Here is a 13755-nt window from a genome sequence, read left to right as displayed (position 1 = left end):
CATGTCCGATCAAGACTTGATGTTGCAGCAATTGCTGGAGGATTCTGAGGACTTAACGGAAAAGCAAAAGCAAATTTTGCTTGCAGCAATTGAAACCTTTTCAGAAAAAGGGTACGCTGCCACCTCAACAAACGAAATTGCCAAAAAAGCAGGGGTAGCAGAAGGTACGATATTTCGGCATTACAAAACGAAGAAAGACTTACTGATGGCAATTGTCGCCCCAACAATGGCGAAGTTTCTTGCTCCGTTCATCATCAACGATTTCAATAAAGTCCTGAATACGAAGTATGAGCGCTATGAAGATTTCCTTAGAGCAATGATCGTAAACCGGCAAAAATTTTTACAGGAAAACCTCAGCTTATTTAGAATTTTACTGCAGGAGATCCCTTTTCAACCAGAGTTGAAAGCTCAATTTAAAGCCCATATTCTGCCAAAGGTATATGGTCGTCTTAAGGGGATCGTTGAGTACTATCAGGAAAACGGGAGCATTATTAATCTTCCTCCTTATAGCGTTGTAAGGTTTATGGCTACTTCCATCCTCGGTCATTTAATTGGGCGTTATCTGCTGTTCCCTGAAATGGATTGGGATGACGAACTCGAAATCGAACGAACGGTTCAATTCATCATGCATGGATTAGGAACAAAAGCGCAAGCGCCCGGGTAGCTCCGTATGGACTGGAGAACATCGACTGAGATAAAGGAAACACGAAGAGCGATAGCGATTCGATGTTGACTTATCGTAGGGAGGTGGGCGAAGTCCACTAGGAGCTGGGCGCTGGAGCTGGACGAGTCTAACCGTGCAATAGTTATTTACAACTTTGAAATCTATAGTTTCCTAAAACACAAAAAAGGAGTAAAAGGCCGAACCGGCCATTTACTCCTTTTTTGCATTGTTTCACATGGAACTTTTATAATCCTATCGCTTCACCCGACAGCTCGAGCTTATACAGCTTATCATCATTTTCAGCTGGCGTTCCTCTGCCATCCGTATTATTTGTAACGAAATAAAGAATGTCTCCCTCTATCCATACATCACGTATGCGTCCTAAGCCAGTTACGACCAGGCGGGTTGTTTTTTTCTCAAGATCAAATTCGCGAACAGCATTTCCTCTTAATGTCGCAACATAAAGCTTGTTTTTATAGAAGGCCATTCCCGACGGAGCCCACGTATCGTCTCCCGATTGAAAGAGAGGCTGTTCCATCCCTGCCCTCGTTTCAGCACCAACTATTATTGGCCAGCCATAATTATTCCCAGGTAAAATTTTATTGATCTCATCGTGAGCTGATGGGCCGTGCTCACTGGCGTAAAGAGTACGATCCGCCCCCCACGTCAGTCCTTGCGGATTACGATGCCCGTAACTGTAAACATAGGAATTTCGAAAGGGATTATCAATTGGAATAGAACCATCAAGATTTAAGCGCAATATTTTCCCGCCGAGCGACTGAAGATCTTGAGCTATTTCCGGCTCACTCGCTGCATCTCCAGTAGTCGCATAAAGCTTACCATCCGGACCGAGCTTCAGCCTGCCGCCATGATGAACGTTTCCACTTGGAATTTTATCAAGCAGAACTTTCGTCTCACTCCATACCCCGTTGGCCAATTTAAGTTCGATGATTCGGTTAAATTGACCGGACGGATCTTGATACGTATAGTAGGCAAATGCTCTTTGCGATTGCTCAAAATCGGGAGCAAGCTCTAAGCCTAAAAATCCTGCTTCCATGGCAGAGGCTAAACTCTTATTGAGCCTGACTTTTTGTCTTGTTTTTTCACCATTTTCCACTTTTATAATCGATCCTGTACGCTCGCTAAGATAGAAAGTGTTCCCTGATTTTGTGATCGACCATGGAATTTGAAGTTGATCTGCCAGTACCTCTAGATTGGAAGGATTTTTTGTCACAGCCTTGTCCTGTTTAACTTCCTTTTTGCTTTCCGAAGAATCTGCTGTACAACCGACAAGCAGAAGAATCAATAACAACATTGATATTCGCCTCAACATGATCGTCACCTCTCTCTAATTAACCTTTCATTATCTTATCTCGATTCTATTATACTAGGGCTTCAAAAATGGCATGGGCGACACCATCTTGATCATTTGTTTCCGTTACAAAGTGGCATTTTTCTTTAATATGATCTGCCGCATTTCCCATTGCAACGGAACGCCCGACCCGGCTTAGCATTGAAAGGTCATTATCGTTATCTCCAATTGCCATCGTTTCTATAAGTGAAATTCCGTTTTGCTTTACAAATTCCTCCAGTGCAATTCCTTTTTGCGCATCAGCGGAGGTTATTTCCAAATTTCCATCTCCTGAACTACTAACAGCGATCCCGCTTATTGTTGAAATTTCCTGTCGGGCAATTGCAAGTTGTTCTAAGTCAGCAGAAAAGGCTAGGAATTTATAGATTTCCAAGCTAGGACTATTCAATATTTCTTGATAATCGTTGACGAATTGAACAAAACCAGATTCAATTCTTTCCTTGGCAAATGCTTCTACTTCTTCCCGAGAAAAATGATGATTAGCACTCGTGAACACATCTACCATAACGGATAAGGCTTGCTCAACGTTACAAGTAAATGTGCCTTTGTTCGTATATACTTCAAAATAAATCTCATGATCGGCTAATAGATTCGCTGCTTGTCCTGCTTTTTCCTTCGAAAGAGGGTGGGACGAAACAATCTTGCCTTCTCCAGTCCGTACTTCAGCTCCGTTGACGCAGATTACCGGACAGATTATGCCCGCTTGTTGTAATGCAAATTGTGCCTCCTGGAAGGAGCGCCCTGTTGCAATAACAAATTCGATTCCTTTTTCCTGAGCCATTTTAATCGCTTGTTTATTTCTCTCTGAAATCCCCGAATTCCCCGTTAATAATGTTCCATCCATATCACTAGCAATGCATCTAATCATTTCCATTCTCCTTTGCTCTAATGCTGTCATTGATTGATGTTCATTCCTCGCTATTTTAACATGTTGCCTGAGAATATTGTTTTAAATGTACTTTGAGCCTTCTCGGACACTAAGCGGCATGAGCGTATTCTTTTCGATAAATTGTTTAACCGACTCCGGATTTGTTTTCGAATATTCCCGAAGCGCCCAACCAATCGCTTTTTGGATAAAAAATTCTTTGCTCCCGGCATTCGCCAATATGTAACGATACAGTAGCTCTTCATCTGTAGCTTGTTTGTATTTTAATTGAAATAATATCGAGGTTCGTCGTAACCACATGTTTTCATGAATGGACCAGCCGTCGATGACAGCAGGAATCAGTTCCTTTGCATCGGCCACAATCGTTCCAACTGGCTGGGATGCTAATGTATCAACTGTATCCCACCAAGATTTAGTCGTAATCAACTTTTCCATTAGTCCAATTTCAGCTTTATTTACCTTCTTAATTACTTTTGCAAGATAATCAAGGGCTACGTATTGATATTCTCTTTCGGCTTGATCCCAAAGGGTTAAAATAAACTCAACATCTACCGGTTCATTCTTAACATCGATTTGTTGAAAAATCAGCTTAGTTAGTTCCCTTCGTTCAGGTGATTTGATCCCTAAAAAAGGAAATTTATTTTTCAAATACTTTGCCATCGGACCAGCATTTTCAGCATTTCGGTGCTCCTCTAATATTTCCCTGACAAGCTCTAATTTCATGATCCACCAACACCTTCTTTAGTCATTATTTATAAGTGATTGATTTGTAAATCAGTTTCTAAAAATAATAAAATATTAAATCTATCTTTACAAAATATAATTAAAAAAGGTAATATTTAAAATTCGACAAAAAGGATTGGCAAACAGAAAATATTGCATTAAAATAATTTTCGGCTTATAAATATACTTCAGGAGAGAATACTTGTGAAAGATTCCTTATCGGTTCAAAAACCAACACCCATTGTAAATATATTATTATTCTTAGTTCCCTCTGTTTTAGGAATTATTTTGTTTATGTTACCTATATCTTATCAAGGTCAAATGACAATTCCAATTGCGATCCTTTCCGGTTTGGTTCAAACAGGATTAGCCAATTTTCTGCCACAAATTATGACCTCTATTACCGTCATTACTTTTGTTGTGACGATTATGATTAAAATGATAAGACCTGCCATTCTTGCCAGAAATCCATTTCTAAAAACATTATTTGATGTTTCGCCAATATGGGTTGCCGCAAGGGCTCTTGGTGCCGTATATGCCGTGTTAACCTTGTTCAAAATTGGACCAGAGTGGATTTGGTCGGAAAATACAGGCGGTTTATTGTTAAATAGCTTATTGCCGATTCTGTTTTCAGTCTTTCTATTTGCCGGAATGTTTTTGCCGCTTCTATTAAACTTCGGCTTGCTTGAACTATTTGGAGCTTTATTAGTAAAGGTAATGCGCCCCATTTTTAATTTACCTGGACGTTCTTCCGTCGATTGTGTTGCTTCTTGGCTAGGTGATGGGACAATTGGTGTTTTATTGACAAGTAAGCAATATGAGGAAGGCTTTTATACAAAAAGAGAAGCAGCGATTATTGGGACAACTTTTTCAGTCGTATCGATTACGTTTAGTCTCGTTGTCATTTCTCAAGTAGGGCTTGAGCATTTATTTGTTCCTTTTTATTTAACTGTTACTTTAGCAGGAGTCGTTGCGGCAATCGTTTGCCCGCGAATTCCTCCATTATCAAGAAAACCCGATTCCTATGTTCGAAACGAAACAAAACCGCACTCAGAGCTAATCCCTGAAGGTTATACTCCATTCCAATGGGGGTTAACGCAGGCGCTTGAAAAAGCTCAATCAAACAAAGGTGTAAAAGAATTTTTCATAGATGGCGGGAAAAATATTCTGGATATGTGGATGGGCGTTGCTCCTATTGTTATGGCTCTTGGGACAACAGCACTTATGATTGCTGAATATACACCTGTCTTCCAATGGCTTGGAACACCGTTTATTCCGCTGTTGGAGTTAATGCAAATCCCTGAAGCAAAGGCAGCCTCGGCAACCTTGGTGGTTGGTTTTGCTGATATGTTCCTGCCTTCTGTTATGGCAGCAAGTATCGAAAGTGAACTCACTCGGTTTGTCGTTGCCAGTGTTTCGGTAACACAATTAATTTATATGTCAGAAGTCGGGGGATTGCTGCTAGGTTCAAAAATCCCGGTATCATTTAAGGATTTAGTGATTATTTTCTTGCAAAGAACGATTATTACCCTGCCTGTTATCGTAATTATTGCACATATCATTTTTTAATAAAAATAGGCTCTGTTAATACTGAATGTTGATTTCATTGTGTTTGAAAAATAAACGGAAAAATTCCGTTTAAATTGGGAATTACTCATATTTCCTTAAAAATAAGCGGAGTTTTTCCGCTTATTTGTTCCAAATCTTTGAATTTTGTCTTATTTAGAGCAGTTAATCGGAATATCTCCGCTTATATTTGCTTATTAAGCTGACTCTATATACATTAGCCGGAAATTCTCCGCTTATACGTTCTCATACCTACTCGAAAATCAACAATGAATAATAACAGAGCCTAAAAATAAAGAAGGTATACCTCGAACAGGGGTATACCTTCTTTATTTTTATTTTATTAAGGCAGTTAGTTTCGTTTGGATTTCTTCGGCTATCTGATCTAATTTCTCGAAATTCAGTGCCGGGCGATAAATTTCTTCGAGCTCATCATGATAAGCTTTAGCTTGAGCCAAAAAGGAGATGGCTTCTCGCATCTTTTCTTTATAGCGGTTCGAGATTTCAGTCAGTTCCTTTTGATATTTTTCATCCGTTCCCGGGGTGATTAAATGCTCATACATATCGATGATCTCGTCTCCTTGGCGAGACGGGAAATATTCATGAGGGGCTGTGCTATCAAAAATGGAAAAGCCTAATTCTCGGACAATAACCATATCAAGACTGTTAGGGTCAAATCCGCAGTGATAAACCTCTACATCAAAGCCATTAGCCTCAGCGTGGCTAACTAATTTTTTTAAGAGGGTCGATTTTCCAGACCCGGGACGACCTTTAATAAAATACCGATTTGGTGTATCTTCTGTTAAGTTTTGGACAAAATCGACCGCCCCTTTAGGGGTAGCGGCTCCTAAAAAGCGGTGACGAACAACCGATTCCCCAGTCCCGATCTTATTTGCAAAAAGCTCTTGAATTAGCTGGCTAGTAAATTCATTTGCCTTCTGAAAATCCATGTTATCTATATAGATTTCTTCCCATTCGTCATGAATCTTGAGGGCTTCTGCAAATAGGGCGTATGCCTGCTGAAAAGATTCACTCACTTTATGTGTCAGCTCGAGGATGACGCCTTTTTGAGCTGTTAAACTCGCGGTATACCACGCTTCACCTAAATTCACATATTCCTCAACCGCTCCAGGCGCCTTTGGTTCAATTACATGGGGAGCTGTGCCGTCAACAATGCCCGCTTTCAATGCTGGGATTTTTACACCATCGATTGAGCTATTATCTGAAGAACAATGTAAATATTCAATGTCGAAGCCTTTTTCATAGAAAGATTGACCGATTCGCTTCATTAATGTTGATTTACCGGTCCCTGGCCCACCTTTTAAAATAAAAAGTTTATCTAAATCTTTTAAGCTTGATTCGTATAAGCTGTAAAAACCCTTTGCTGTATTACCACCTGCATAGTAATTTAAAATCTTTGCAGCCATACACCCACTCCTTTTTGTTAAAAGTACTTACACTCCCTTCACTTTATGCCAAATGCTTTTCATAGGTGTATGCCCATCTTGTAAGATTCTTTAACAAAAGGTCGTATAAAACTTTATTTTGTAATGGATTGAGTTTCTGCGGCGGTTAGTTTTATTAGACTTTCAACGTTAAGCTCAATTTGCAGACCGATTTTCCCGCCGCTGACAATCATCGACTCTAATTTTAATGCTGAATCATCTATAAAGGTTGAATACAACTTTTTCATGCCTATTGGTGAGCAGCCGCCGCGGATATATCCGGTAAATGCTTGAATATCTTTTACAGGAAGCATTTCTAATTTCTTTTCTCCTGCAGCCTTTGCCGCTTTTTTTAAGTCTAATTCTTCCTCAACTGGAATGACAAACACATATACATTTTTACTTGCTCCTTGTGCCACAAGCGTTTTGTATACCATTACTGTTTGCTTATTTATTTTTTCTGCAACTGATACACCGTCAATTTTCCCATCTTTATTATCATACTGGTACGTTTGATAGGCGATTTTTTGTGCATCCAATATCCTCATCGCATTTGTTTTTGCCTGTGCCATGCTCTCCGCTCCTTTTTTGATATCTTTCAGTATAGCGGATTTTCATCGTAAATAAAGAGCTCAGTCCGTGACTGAGCTCTCTTTTATGGTTGTTTTTTAGGCATATCACTTTTCATAGGGTGAGGGGGGAGCTTCATCATGAAACCATTTTGTTCAAGCATTTCATAGTGTTTCTCAAAATGGGCGATCATCATTTGTCCTTTTTCCTCTTCAATTACACCGAATTCAACGTATTTTTGAACCATTTCTTTCTTTTTATCCAGAATATCCTTATGTAACTTTGCTAACTCTGTTTTCTGTTGTTCAGTTAACTGAACTTCTGGTTGTGCTTGCAGGTTTTGCTTATCTCCATTATTTTGTCCATAAGCCACCGAAAAGGTAGTAGCCGAAAGAAGCAAACAGACCATCGTGCTCCATAGTAATTTTCGCATTAAAAATCCTCCTTTTTTATTGGTCAATTTATTATTTTCCAGTTTTATTTTGATTATGTATGTTTTTCCAAATAGTTTTTTCCGATTCTATTATTTCCATTCGTCCACTTGATATGTATCAAGGATTATGAATAAAAATGTTTGTATAGTTTAGATAACGAATCCAAAATACTGTGAAAGGAAGTGGGCACAAATGTTACCAGTAAAATATGAGGGTGTAAGAGTGATTATTGATGTTCGTGAAATGGTTAAACAGGGGATCCATCCGCGCAACGAAATTATTGAAACGGTTCAAATGGCCGGTAAGGGGACCGTTTTTGAGATTCATTTGCCGCATCCGGGCCGACCGCTCATTGCTGCACTTGAACAATTAGGGCTTGAGTGTGTTATGAATGAACTAGGACCAGGACATTACCGTTTGCTTTCATTAAAAATGAATTAAATAAGAGGCTGACCCTTTTTTGGGATCAGCCTCTTGTTTGTTAATAGTTAGCAATTTCCTTCCATCTTTCAACATCTTTTATCTTAACGCCTTTTCTGCCTTTTAAATCGATCAAGTCTAGTGTTTGAAAGTAAACGAATTTTCGGCTTAACGTTTCGGGGGTTGTCCCGATTAACGCAGCTAAATCCTTTTTTGAAACCGGAAGCTCAAACTCATCCTTTTGCTCCTTCTCATAAAATGTGAGAAGGGCTTTAGCAAGTCGCCGTTCAACCTCCATTAAACTGATTGCTCCAATCCATTCATCAGCCGCTTGTAATCTTTCACTCAGCACTAACATATATTTCATCGCTATATTGGGATTGCGTTCTAGGATGGAGCGGAATTTGTCCTTGTGGATGAGGCAAACCGACGTTCCCTCTAGTACCTCTGCGTGGGCATAGTGTTGTTTATTTTCTAAAAGGGCATATTGACCAAAAAAATCACCTGGGAATAGGAGCCGAATAATCTGTTCTTTCCCCTCATCAGAAATCTTTGAAACCTTAACAAGACCCTTATGAACAATATAGAGAGAATCAGACGGCTCTCCTTCTTGAAAAATATATTCTCCCTTTCGGTAGGTTTGACTGATAACTGCCTTTTGAACAAGGCATAATTCATCGTCATCTAAGCCTTTGAATATCGGGACATTTTTCACACAGGATCCAGTATGCGTTTGGCAATGGCAGTTCATCATCTCACCTCATTTATTTCTTTATCTATTATCATAAACGATTTGCCCAAGAAAAATAGTGCTATAAATCACCATAACAGATCATACTATTCTTGATGTAAATCAAGGATTAGTTTAGTAAAAATCGTTATCCTTAACCTATAAGATATTAAATTTTTCAAAACGACTAAATAATAAATTATTCGGAGGGATTTGAGTATGGAAAAAAAATCAGTTGATGTAGCGAAGGAATATAATGATGAGCGCTTTACGAAAAGAATTGTTTTTCAAAAAGGGGACAGCACGGTGTTTGTGTTAAATTTCATGCCTGGACAAGCTCTTCCTACTCATAAACATCCAGGAACAGAAGTGTATTTATTGGTTCTCAATGGCAGCGGGACCTTCACGATTGACGGAGCAACTACAGAGGTCAGTCAAAATGATGTTGTCCATTGCTCCGGTGAAGAGGATTTAGCCTTTGAAAATAACGGAAATGACCCTGTCAGCTTATACGTTATGTTAAACAAGGTTCCAGATGAACGATACGTACAAAATATTTAACGATTCTAATAGATAGGCTGACTCACTCGAGCCAGCCTGTCTTTATTGTTAAAATACAATTGTCTTATTCCCATGAACGATAATCCGGTCCTCTAAGTGCCAACGGACGGCTCGAGCTAGCACGCTTCGTTCGATGGAACGACCGATTTTTTTCAAATCCTCAACTTGATCGCGGTGATCCACGCGCATCGTATCCTGTTCAATAATCGGCCCTTCATCAAGATCATTCGTTACATAATGCGAAGTAGCTCCAATCAGCTTTACTCCACGTTGATAGGCTCGATCATAAGGTCTTGCCCCAACAAATGCAGGCAAGAAGGAATGATGAATGTTAATAATCTTAAATGGATGAGCCGCCACAAACGCTGGCGTAAGGATTTGCATATAACGGGCAAGAATGATCGCATCCACTTCATGCTCTTTCAAAAGCTGCAATTGCTTTGATTCAACCTCAGCGCGATTCTCTTTACTTGCTGGAATATAATAAAACGGTATCCCTAATGATTCAATTATTTCCCGGGAATCTTCATGGTTACTAACCACTAAAGCAATCTCCGTCATCAAGTCACCACTTTGCCATTCCCATAAAAGCTCCCTTAAACAATGGAGCTCCTTCGAAACAAAAATAGCAATTTTTTTGACTTCTGAAACAAGCGACAGTTTCCAATCCATATTAAATGTCTCGGCAATCTCAAGGAACTGACGATTCAACTCTTCCTTTTTCGCTTGTAGACCTGGACATTCAAACTCAATTCGAATAAAGAAATTTCCACCTACGGGATTAGTAGAATATTGACTTGATTCAATAATGTTAGCATTATGATCAAATAAAAATTTAGAAACAGCAGCAACAATTCCCGGTTGGTCAGGACAATTAATCAGCAAACGGCCGCGATTTTTTTGTTCTTCCTTAAAGCGATTTATTTTCGAAAAAATTTCTTGGTTCATAAATGATCCTCTTTTTCACTTTTTAGTTCACATTATACGGTAGTATTCCCTTAATTAAAATATTTTTTCAAAAAAATTCGACATTAATCCTTAGAGTGCTTTCACTAATGATAGAGGATAGGAATTAGTAGGAATAATGATTTTTTTGGAGCAGCTTTGCTTTTAATGTTATACTAAAGGCGACATAAACGACGTACTATTCTGATAAATTCTGATAAATTGATAGAGGGGATTCAAATTATGTCCTATTCATTGATTAAATGGTCTATTTTGCTTTCACCAGCATTTATGGTGGGGTTATGGGAGTACATTCGCCATGAATTCTTACTTCCATATATTTCAATGGATACAGGGAACTGGCTTTCACCACTGATTGTTATTTTCTTTACGTTAATTTTTTCAACTCCTTTGTTTAAAAGACTGGAAAAAATTCAAGAAGAATTGAACCAAGAGCGTGCTTATAAGGCAATGATGGAGGAACGTCAAAATATTTCTCAAGACCTCCATGACGGAATCTCTCAATCTCTCTTTTTATTATCTGTTAAAGTAAATAAGTTAGAAAAGCACCTGACTGGTCCAGAATTAGCCGAAGTTGATAAAATCAAACAGACCGTCCAGCACATCTATGATGACATTCGCTACTCCATTCAAAATTTACGGACACCGCCCCAAGAGGCTGACCAAATTTATTTATACCAATCATTGAAAAGTTTATTAAAGGAAATCAAAGCAGAAACAGATATTAAGGTACACTTAGATTGGGATTTTCCGGAAAGAGCCCTTTCATACAAAGAAAAGCTCGAGCTCATTTCAATCATGAAAGAAGCATTAATGAATGTTCGCAAGCATTCACAGTGCTCCAATCTTTATATTAGTGCAAAAGAAAAGGAACTCGGATTATCTTGTTTGATCCAAGACGATGGGGTAGGGTACTCCCCATCGAACGACGCTGAAAGTCACCACGGGTTAAGAATAATGAATGACCGTGCCCGCAGCATTGGCTGGCTTCTTAATATTGAAACAAGCCATACAGGAACAGTTCTTTCCATTGTAAAGGGGGGATAGAACATGATTGAAACAAAGATAACGAAAGTGCTAATTGTTGATGACCATGCGCATGCTAGAGAAGCGATTAGAGAACAATTAAGCGAGTATGAGGATTTTACGATCATTGGTGAGGCAAGAAGCGGTGAAGAAGCAATCTTCTTATCCGATCAGCTTCATCCTGATCTTATTTTAATGGATATTAATATGCCGGATTTAGATGGGTTAAAGACAACCAAACTGATTAAAGAACGGCACCCCAATATTAAAATTGTCATCTTAACTGTGTCTGAAGACAGCACCCATCTATTTGAAGCTTTAAAGCAAGGTGCTCAAGGGTTTCTCATCAAAAAGGTGAACCCTGGCGATTGGTACCCTTATTTGAAATCGGTCGTTTCCGACAATATCCCGGTGTCCTACGAACTTGTAAATGAGGTTATCCAAACGATTTCAAGCCATCCAAGGAAAAGCTCTACCCATACACATCCAGCCAATCCGCTTTCACAGCGTGAAATGGAAATATTAAAGCTAGTTGCCAAGGGCTATACAAATAAAGAAATTTCCAACATGATTTTTATCTCTGAATATACCGTGAAAAACCACCTAAAAAATATTACAAAAAAATTAGATATAAAAAACCGCGTTCACCTCACCCGATATGCCATCGAAAATGGTTGGGTGGAACAATAATAGAAAAAACAGAGACTTCTTTAAAGCCTCTGTTTTTTTATTTAAAACCATATATTTCTTTATTTATTTGATAAAGTCTTGAGTGCAAGTGATCTCTATCGACATCATTCACTTCAATTTCATGATAGATCTTGCCTTGATGGAGGAAAATTACCACATCCGCAATGGTTGCCGCAACATCAAGCTGGTGAGTGGATAGTAATATTGTCTTTTTGGCTGAGCGCAACTGTAATAAAATATCCGCAAAGCTTGAAACCCAATACGGATCTAATCCGTTTGTAGGCTCATCTAATAAAATTAGATCGTTATCTCTTATATAAGCTTGAGCAAATAAAAGGCGTTGTCTCATTCCTTTGGAAAGATGACTTAGCATTTCTCCTTGTTTCGTATGTAGTCCAACTAATTTTAGGGCCTTATCCGTTTGTCCTTCAGAGACTTTACTTAACTTTGCATAAAAATTCAGCCATTCTTTTACAGTTAGCCCACTGGGAAAATGAAAGTCATCCGGCATATAACTAATTTTATTTGGATAGTTTTTTCGATCACGGTAATTTAATCCACAAACCGTTATTTCCCCACTGCTAGGTTGAAAGATTCCGCCGATCATTTTAATAATCGTACTTTTCCCCGCACCATTCCCGCCTACTAAAACACCAATTTGTCCTTCATCCAATTGTAAAGAAAAGGGCGAAACAACTTCTGTTTTTTGAAAGGTTTTCGTAATATTATTAATCTCTAAGATAGGCTGATTCATTTTTTAACTTTCCTTCCTATTAGAAAAGTCGATCCAGCTAACATTCCGATTACGTAGATGAGAAGGTAGACTATTAAGTATAATAGCGTTGCTGGGCCTTTTAAAAAATCGATTATTTGATAATATTGCTGTCCAAAAATAGACCCACCTTCAAACTGAATCACAAAAAAAACACGCAATAGCTCTGCCGGATTTAGAACGGTTAATACCATTAGGATGGGCTTCACCATCATATACCGAAGAAAGCTTAAACTGCCTATCAGCAGCATCGGCCAAATCATAATTAAAATAAACCATAAAGAGATGGCAATCATCATCGCTTGCCAACGTGTGGAGGATAGGACACCAATTAAAATTCCAATTGCTAAAAATGAGGCTGTAACCAATAGTGCAAATAAATAGATGAGCAGGATCCCTTTCACTGAGCCTGAGTCTGCTGCTTTAAATAAAAAACTTAACGCACTAAAAACACCAAAGCTAAAGGTGATAATAATAAAATGGGTTAAAAACTGACCAAGATATTTACCTACAATATAAGATCTCATTTTGAACGGATAGGTAAGGAGTAGGGCAAACCGCCCGGCTTCCTGTTCCTCCGTAATCGAAAATGCCCCTAATAACATGACAATTAGCGGCAAGGAGTATAATAGTACATTAAAAGCAGTTGCTGTTACATTGGTATAACTGCTTAATCCACCAATATTTAATTGGATAAGAAAAATAAATATCATAATTAATAAAAACAAACCAGCAAATAAGTAAAAAGACTTTTGTCTTAGCGAAGTTATCCATTCCTGTCGAAAAAATACAAAGGAATCCAAGCAAATTCCCCTCTTTTCTGCTCATTTGAATGAGGCTGACAAGTCAGCCCCACTCAAACTTTTATTCAGTTGGCTCTGTTAAAATTGGCTGTTGATTTCCGCTGCAGGTGCTCCCTTTCCGCGGGGG

General features: G+C 38.7%; 16 protein-coding genes. 6 read left to right on the top strand and 10 right to left on the bottom strand.

Annotated features, from left to right (window positions below):
* Position 1: 1 nt before the first annotated feature.
* Positions 2-664 (top strand): TetR/AcrR family transcriptional regulator, encoded by a 663-nt coding sequence (locus ACI48O_RS08920; RefSeq protein WP_435561423.1) that lies wholly within the window; start codon positions 2-4, stop codon positions 662-664.
* A 244-nt stretch (positions 665-908) separates the two neighbouring features.
* Here ACI48O_RS08920 and ACI48O_RS08915 read toward each other — a convergent pair whose 3' ends face one another.
* The 3 genes from ACI48O_RS08915 to ACI48O_RS08905 all read right to left on the bottom strand — a co-directional run bounded on the left by ACI48O_RS08915 (position 909) and on the right by ACI48O_RS08905 (position 3645).
* Positions 909-1997: a PQQ-dependent sugar dehydrogenase gene (locus tag ACI48O_RS08915; RefSeq protein ID WP_435561421.1), complete on the bottom strand. Its 1089-nt coding sequence runs from the start codon at positions 1995-1997 to the stop codon at positions 909-911.
* Positions 1998-2046: 49 nt separating this feature from the next.
* On the bottom strand, positions 2047-2904 hold the full coding sequence (locus ACI48O_RS08910) for an HAD family hydrolase (RefSeq protein WP_435561419.1): 858 nt from the start codon (positions 2902-2904) through the stop codon (positions 2047-2049).
* An 81-nt stretch (positions 2905-2985) separates the two neighbouring features.
* Entirely contained in the window at positions 2986-3645 is a 660-nt protein-coding gene (locus ACI48O_RS08905; protein ID WP_435561417.1) for a DNA alkylation repair protein, read from the bottom strand.
* A gap of 294 nt (positions 3646-3939) precedes the next feature.
* On the opposite strand from ACI48O_RS08905, the gene ACI48O_RS08900 reads away from it, so the two are divergent.
* Entirely contained in the window at positions 3940-5214 is a 1275-nt protein-coding gene (locus tag ACI48O_RS08900; RefSeq protein WP_435561624.1) for a YjiH family protein, read from the top strand.
* 332 nt (positions 5215-5546) lie between these two features.
* Here the strand turns inward: ACI48O_RS08900 and ACI48O_RS08895 are convergent, their stop codons facing one another.
* The 3 genes from ACI48O_RS08895 to ACI48O_RS08885 form a co-directional block, all read right to left on the bottom strand.
* Entirely contained in the window at positions 5547-6638 is a 1092-nt protein-coding gene (locus ACI48O_RS08895; protein ID WP_435561415.1) for a PRK06851 family protein, read from the bottom strand.
* A 113-nt stretch (positions 6639-6751) separates the two neighbouring features.
* Positions 6752-7228: a Cys-tRNA(Pro) deacylase gene (gene ybaK, locus ACI48O_RS08890; protein WP_435561413.1), complete on the bottom strand. Its 477-nt coding sequence runs from the start codon at positions 7226-7228 to the stop codon at positions 6752-6754.
* An 83-nt stretch (positions 7229-7311) separates the two neighbouring features.
* Positions 7312-7659, bottom strand: coding sequence for a YckD family protein (locus tag ACI48O_RS08885; RefSeq protein WP_435561411.1), 348 nt, complete (start codon positions 7657-7659; stop codon positions 7312-7314).
* Between the two features lie 193 nt (positions 7660-7852).
* On the opposite strand from ACI48O_RS08885, the gene ACI48O_RS08880 reads away from it, so the two are divergent.
* On the top strand, positions 7853-8101 hold the full coding sequence (locus tag ACI48O_RS08880; RefSeq protein WP_435561410.1) for an amino acid decarboxylase: 249 nt from the start codon (positions 7853-7855) through the stop codon (positions 8099-8101).
* 40 nt (positions 8102-8141) lie between these two features.
* Here ACI48O_RS08880 and ACI48O_RS08875 read toward each other — a convergent pair whose 3' ends face one another.
* The gene (locus tag ACI48O_RS08875; RefSeq protein ID WP_435561408.1) at positions 8142-8831 is read right to left on the bottom strand and encodes a Crp/Fnr family transcriptional regulator; all 690 of its coding nucleotides are present in this window, start codon (positions 8829-8831) and stop codon (positions 8142-8144) included.
* A 198-nt stretch (positions 8832-9029) separates the two neighbouring features.
* Between ACI48O_RS08875 and ACI48O_RS08870 the strand changes: the two genes are divergently transcribed.
* Positions 9030-9371 (top strand): cupin domain-containing protein, encoded by a 342-nt coding sequence (locus ACI48O_RS08870; protein ID WP_435561406.1) that lies wholly within the window; start codon positions 9030-9032, stop codon positions 9369-9371.
* 48 nt (positions 9372-9419) lie between these two features.
* On the opposite strand, the gene purU is transcribed toward ACI48O_RS08870, so the two are convergent.
* Positions 9420-10319: a formyltetrahydrofolate deformylase gene (gene purU / locus ACI48O_RS08865; protein ID WP_435561404.1), complete on the bottom strand. Its 900-nt coding sequence runs from the start codon at positions 10317-10319 to the stop codon at positions 9420-9422.
* 240 nt (positions 10320-10559) lie between these two features.
* Here purU and ACI48O_RS08860 point away from each other — a divergent pair, with 240 nt between their 5' ends.
* Positions 10560-11384, top strand: coding sequence for a sensor histidine kinase (locus ACI48O_RS08860; protein WP_435561402.1), 825 nt, complete (start codon positions 10560-10562; stop codon positions 11382-11384).
* Between the two features lie 3 nt (positions 11385-11387).
* Entirely contained in the window at positions 11388-12053 is a 666-nt protein-coding gene (locus ACI48O_RS08855) for a response regulator (RefSeq protein ID WP_435561401.1), read from the top strand.
* A gap of 37 nt (positions 12054-12090) precedes the next feature.
* Here ACI48O_RS08855 and ACI48O_RS08850 read toward each other — a convergent pair whose 3' ends face one another.
* Positions 12091-12807 carry an ABC transporter ATP-binding protein gene (locus tag ACI48O_RS08850; RefSeq protein WP_435561400.1) on the bottom strand — a complete coding sequence of 239 codons (717 nt, stop codon included), beginning with the start codon at positions 12805-12807 and terminating at the stop codon, positions 12091-12093.
* Complete coding sequence (locus ACI48O_RS08845) at positions 12804-13628, bottom strand: ABC transporter permease (RefSeq protein ID WP_435561399.1); 825 nt, start codon at positions 13626-13628, stop codon at positions 12804-12806. Before ACI48O_RS08845 ends, ACI48O_RS08850 begins: the two co-directional genes overlap by 4 nt.
* Positions 13629-13755: the final 127 nt, after the last annotated feature.

Origin of the sequence: Neobacillus terrisolis, assembly GCF_051233475.1 — a bacterium.
In the GTDB taxonomy this organism is placed as follows: Bacteria; Bacillota; Bacilli; order Bacillales; family Cytobacillaceae; genus Bacillus_BU.
Note: the sequence above shows the minus strand (reverse complement) of the source record. Positions and strands in the feature narration are given on the sequence as shown.

Coding starts and splice junctions, on each gene's coding strand:
- ACI48O_RS08920 (WP_435561423.1), top strand. CDS start 2: ATGTCCGATCAAGACTTGATGTTGCAGCAATTGCTGGAGGATTCTGAG.
- ACI48O_RS08875 (WP_435561408.1), bottom strand. CDS start 8,831: ATGAACTGCCATTGCCAAACGCATACTGGATCCTGTGTGAAAAATGTC.
- ACI48O_RS08860 (WP_435561402.1), top strand. CDS start 10,560: ATGTCCTATTCATTGATTAAATGGTCTATTTTGCTTTCACCAGCATTT.
- purU (WP_435561404.1), bottom strand. CDS start 10,319: ATGAACCAAGAAATTTTTTCGAAAATAAATCGCTTTAAGGAAGAACAA.
- ACI48O_RS08870 (WP_435561406.1), top strand. CDS start 9,030: ATGGAAAAAAAATCAGTTGATGTAGCGAAGGAATATAATGATGAGCGC.
- ACI48O_RS08850 (WP_435561400.1), bottom strand. CDS start 12,807: ATGAATCAGCCTATCTTAGAGATTAATAATATTACGAAAACCTTTCAA.
- ACI48O_RS08910 (WP_435561419.1), bottom strand. CDS start 2,904: ATGATTAGATGCATTGCTAGTGATATGGATGGAACATTATTAACGGGG.
- ACI48O_RS08915 (WP_435561421.1), bottom strand. CDS start 1,997: ATGTTGAGGCGAATATCAATGTTGTTATTGATTCTTCTGCTTGTCGGT.
- ybaK (WP_435561413.1), bottom strand. CDS start 7,228: ATGGCACAGGCAAAAACAAATGCGATGAGGATATTGGATGCACAAAAA.
- ACI48O_RS08900 (WP_435561624.1), top strand. CDS start 3,940: ATGTTACCTATATCTTATCAAGGTCAAATGACAATTCCAATTGCGATC.
- ACI48O_RS08895 (WP_435561415.1), bottom strand. CDS start 6,638: ATGGCTGCAAAGATTTTAAATTACTATGCAGGTGGTAATACAGCAAAG.
- ACI48O_RS08885 (WP_435561411.1), bottom strand. CDS start 7,659: ATGCGAAAATTACTATGGAGCACGATGGTCTGTTTGCTTCTTTCGGCT.
- ACI48O_RS08880 (WP_435561410.1), top strand. CDS start 7,853: ATGTTACCAGTAAAATATGAGGGTGTAAGAGTGATTATTGATGTTCGT.
- ACI48O_RS08855 (WP_435561401.1), top strand. CDS start 11,388: ATGATTGAAACAAAGATAACGAAAGTGCTAATTGTTGATGACCATGCG.
- ACI48O_RS08905 (WP_435561417.1), bottom strand. CDS start 3,645: ATGAAATTAGAGCTTGTCAGGGAAATATTAGAGGAGCACCGAAATGCT.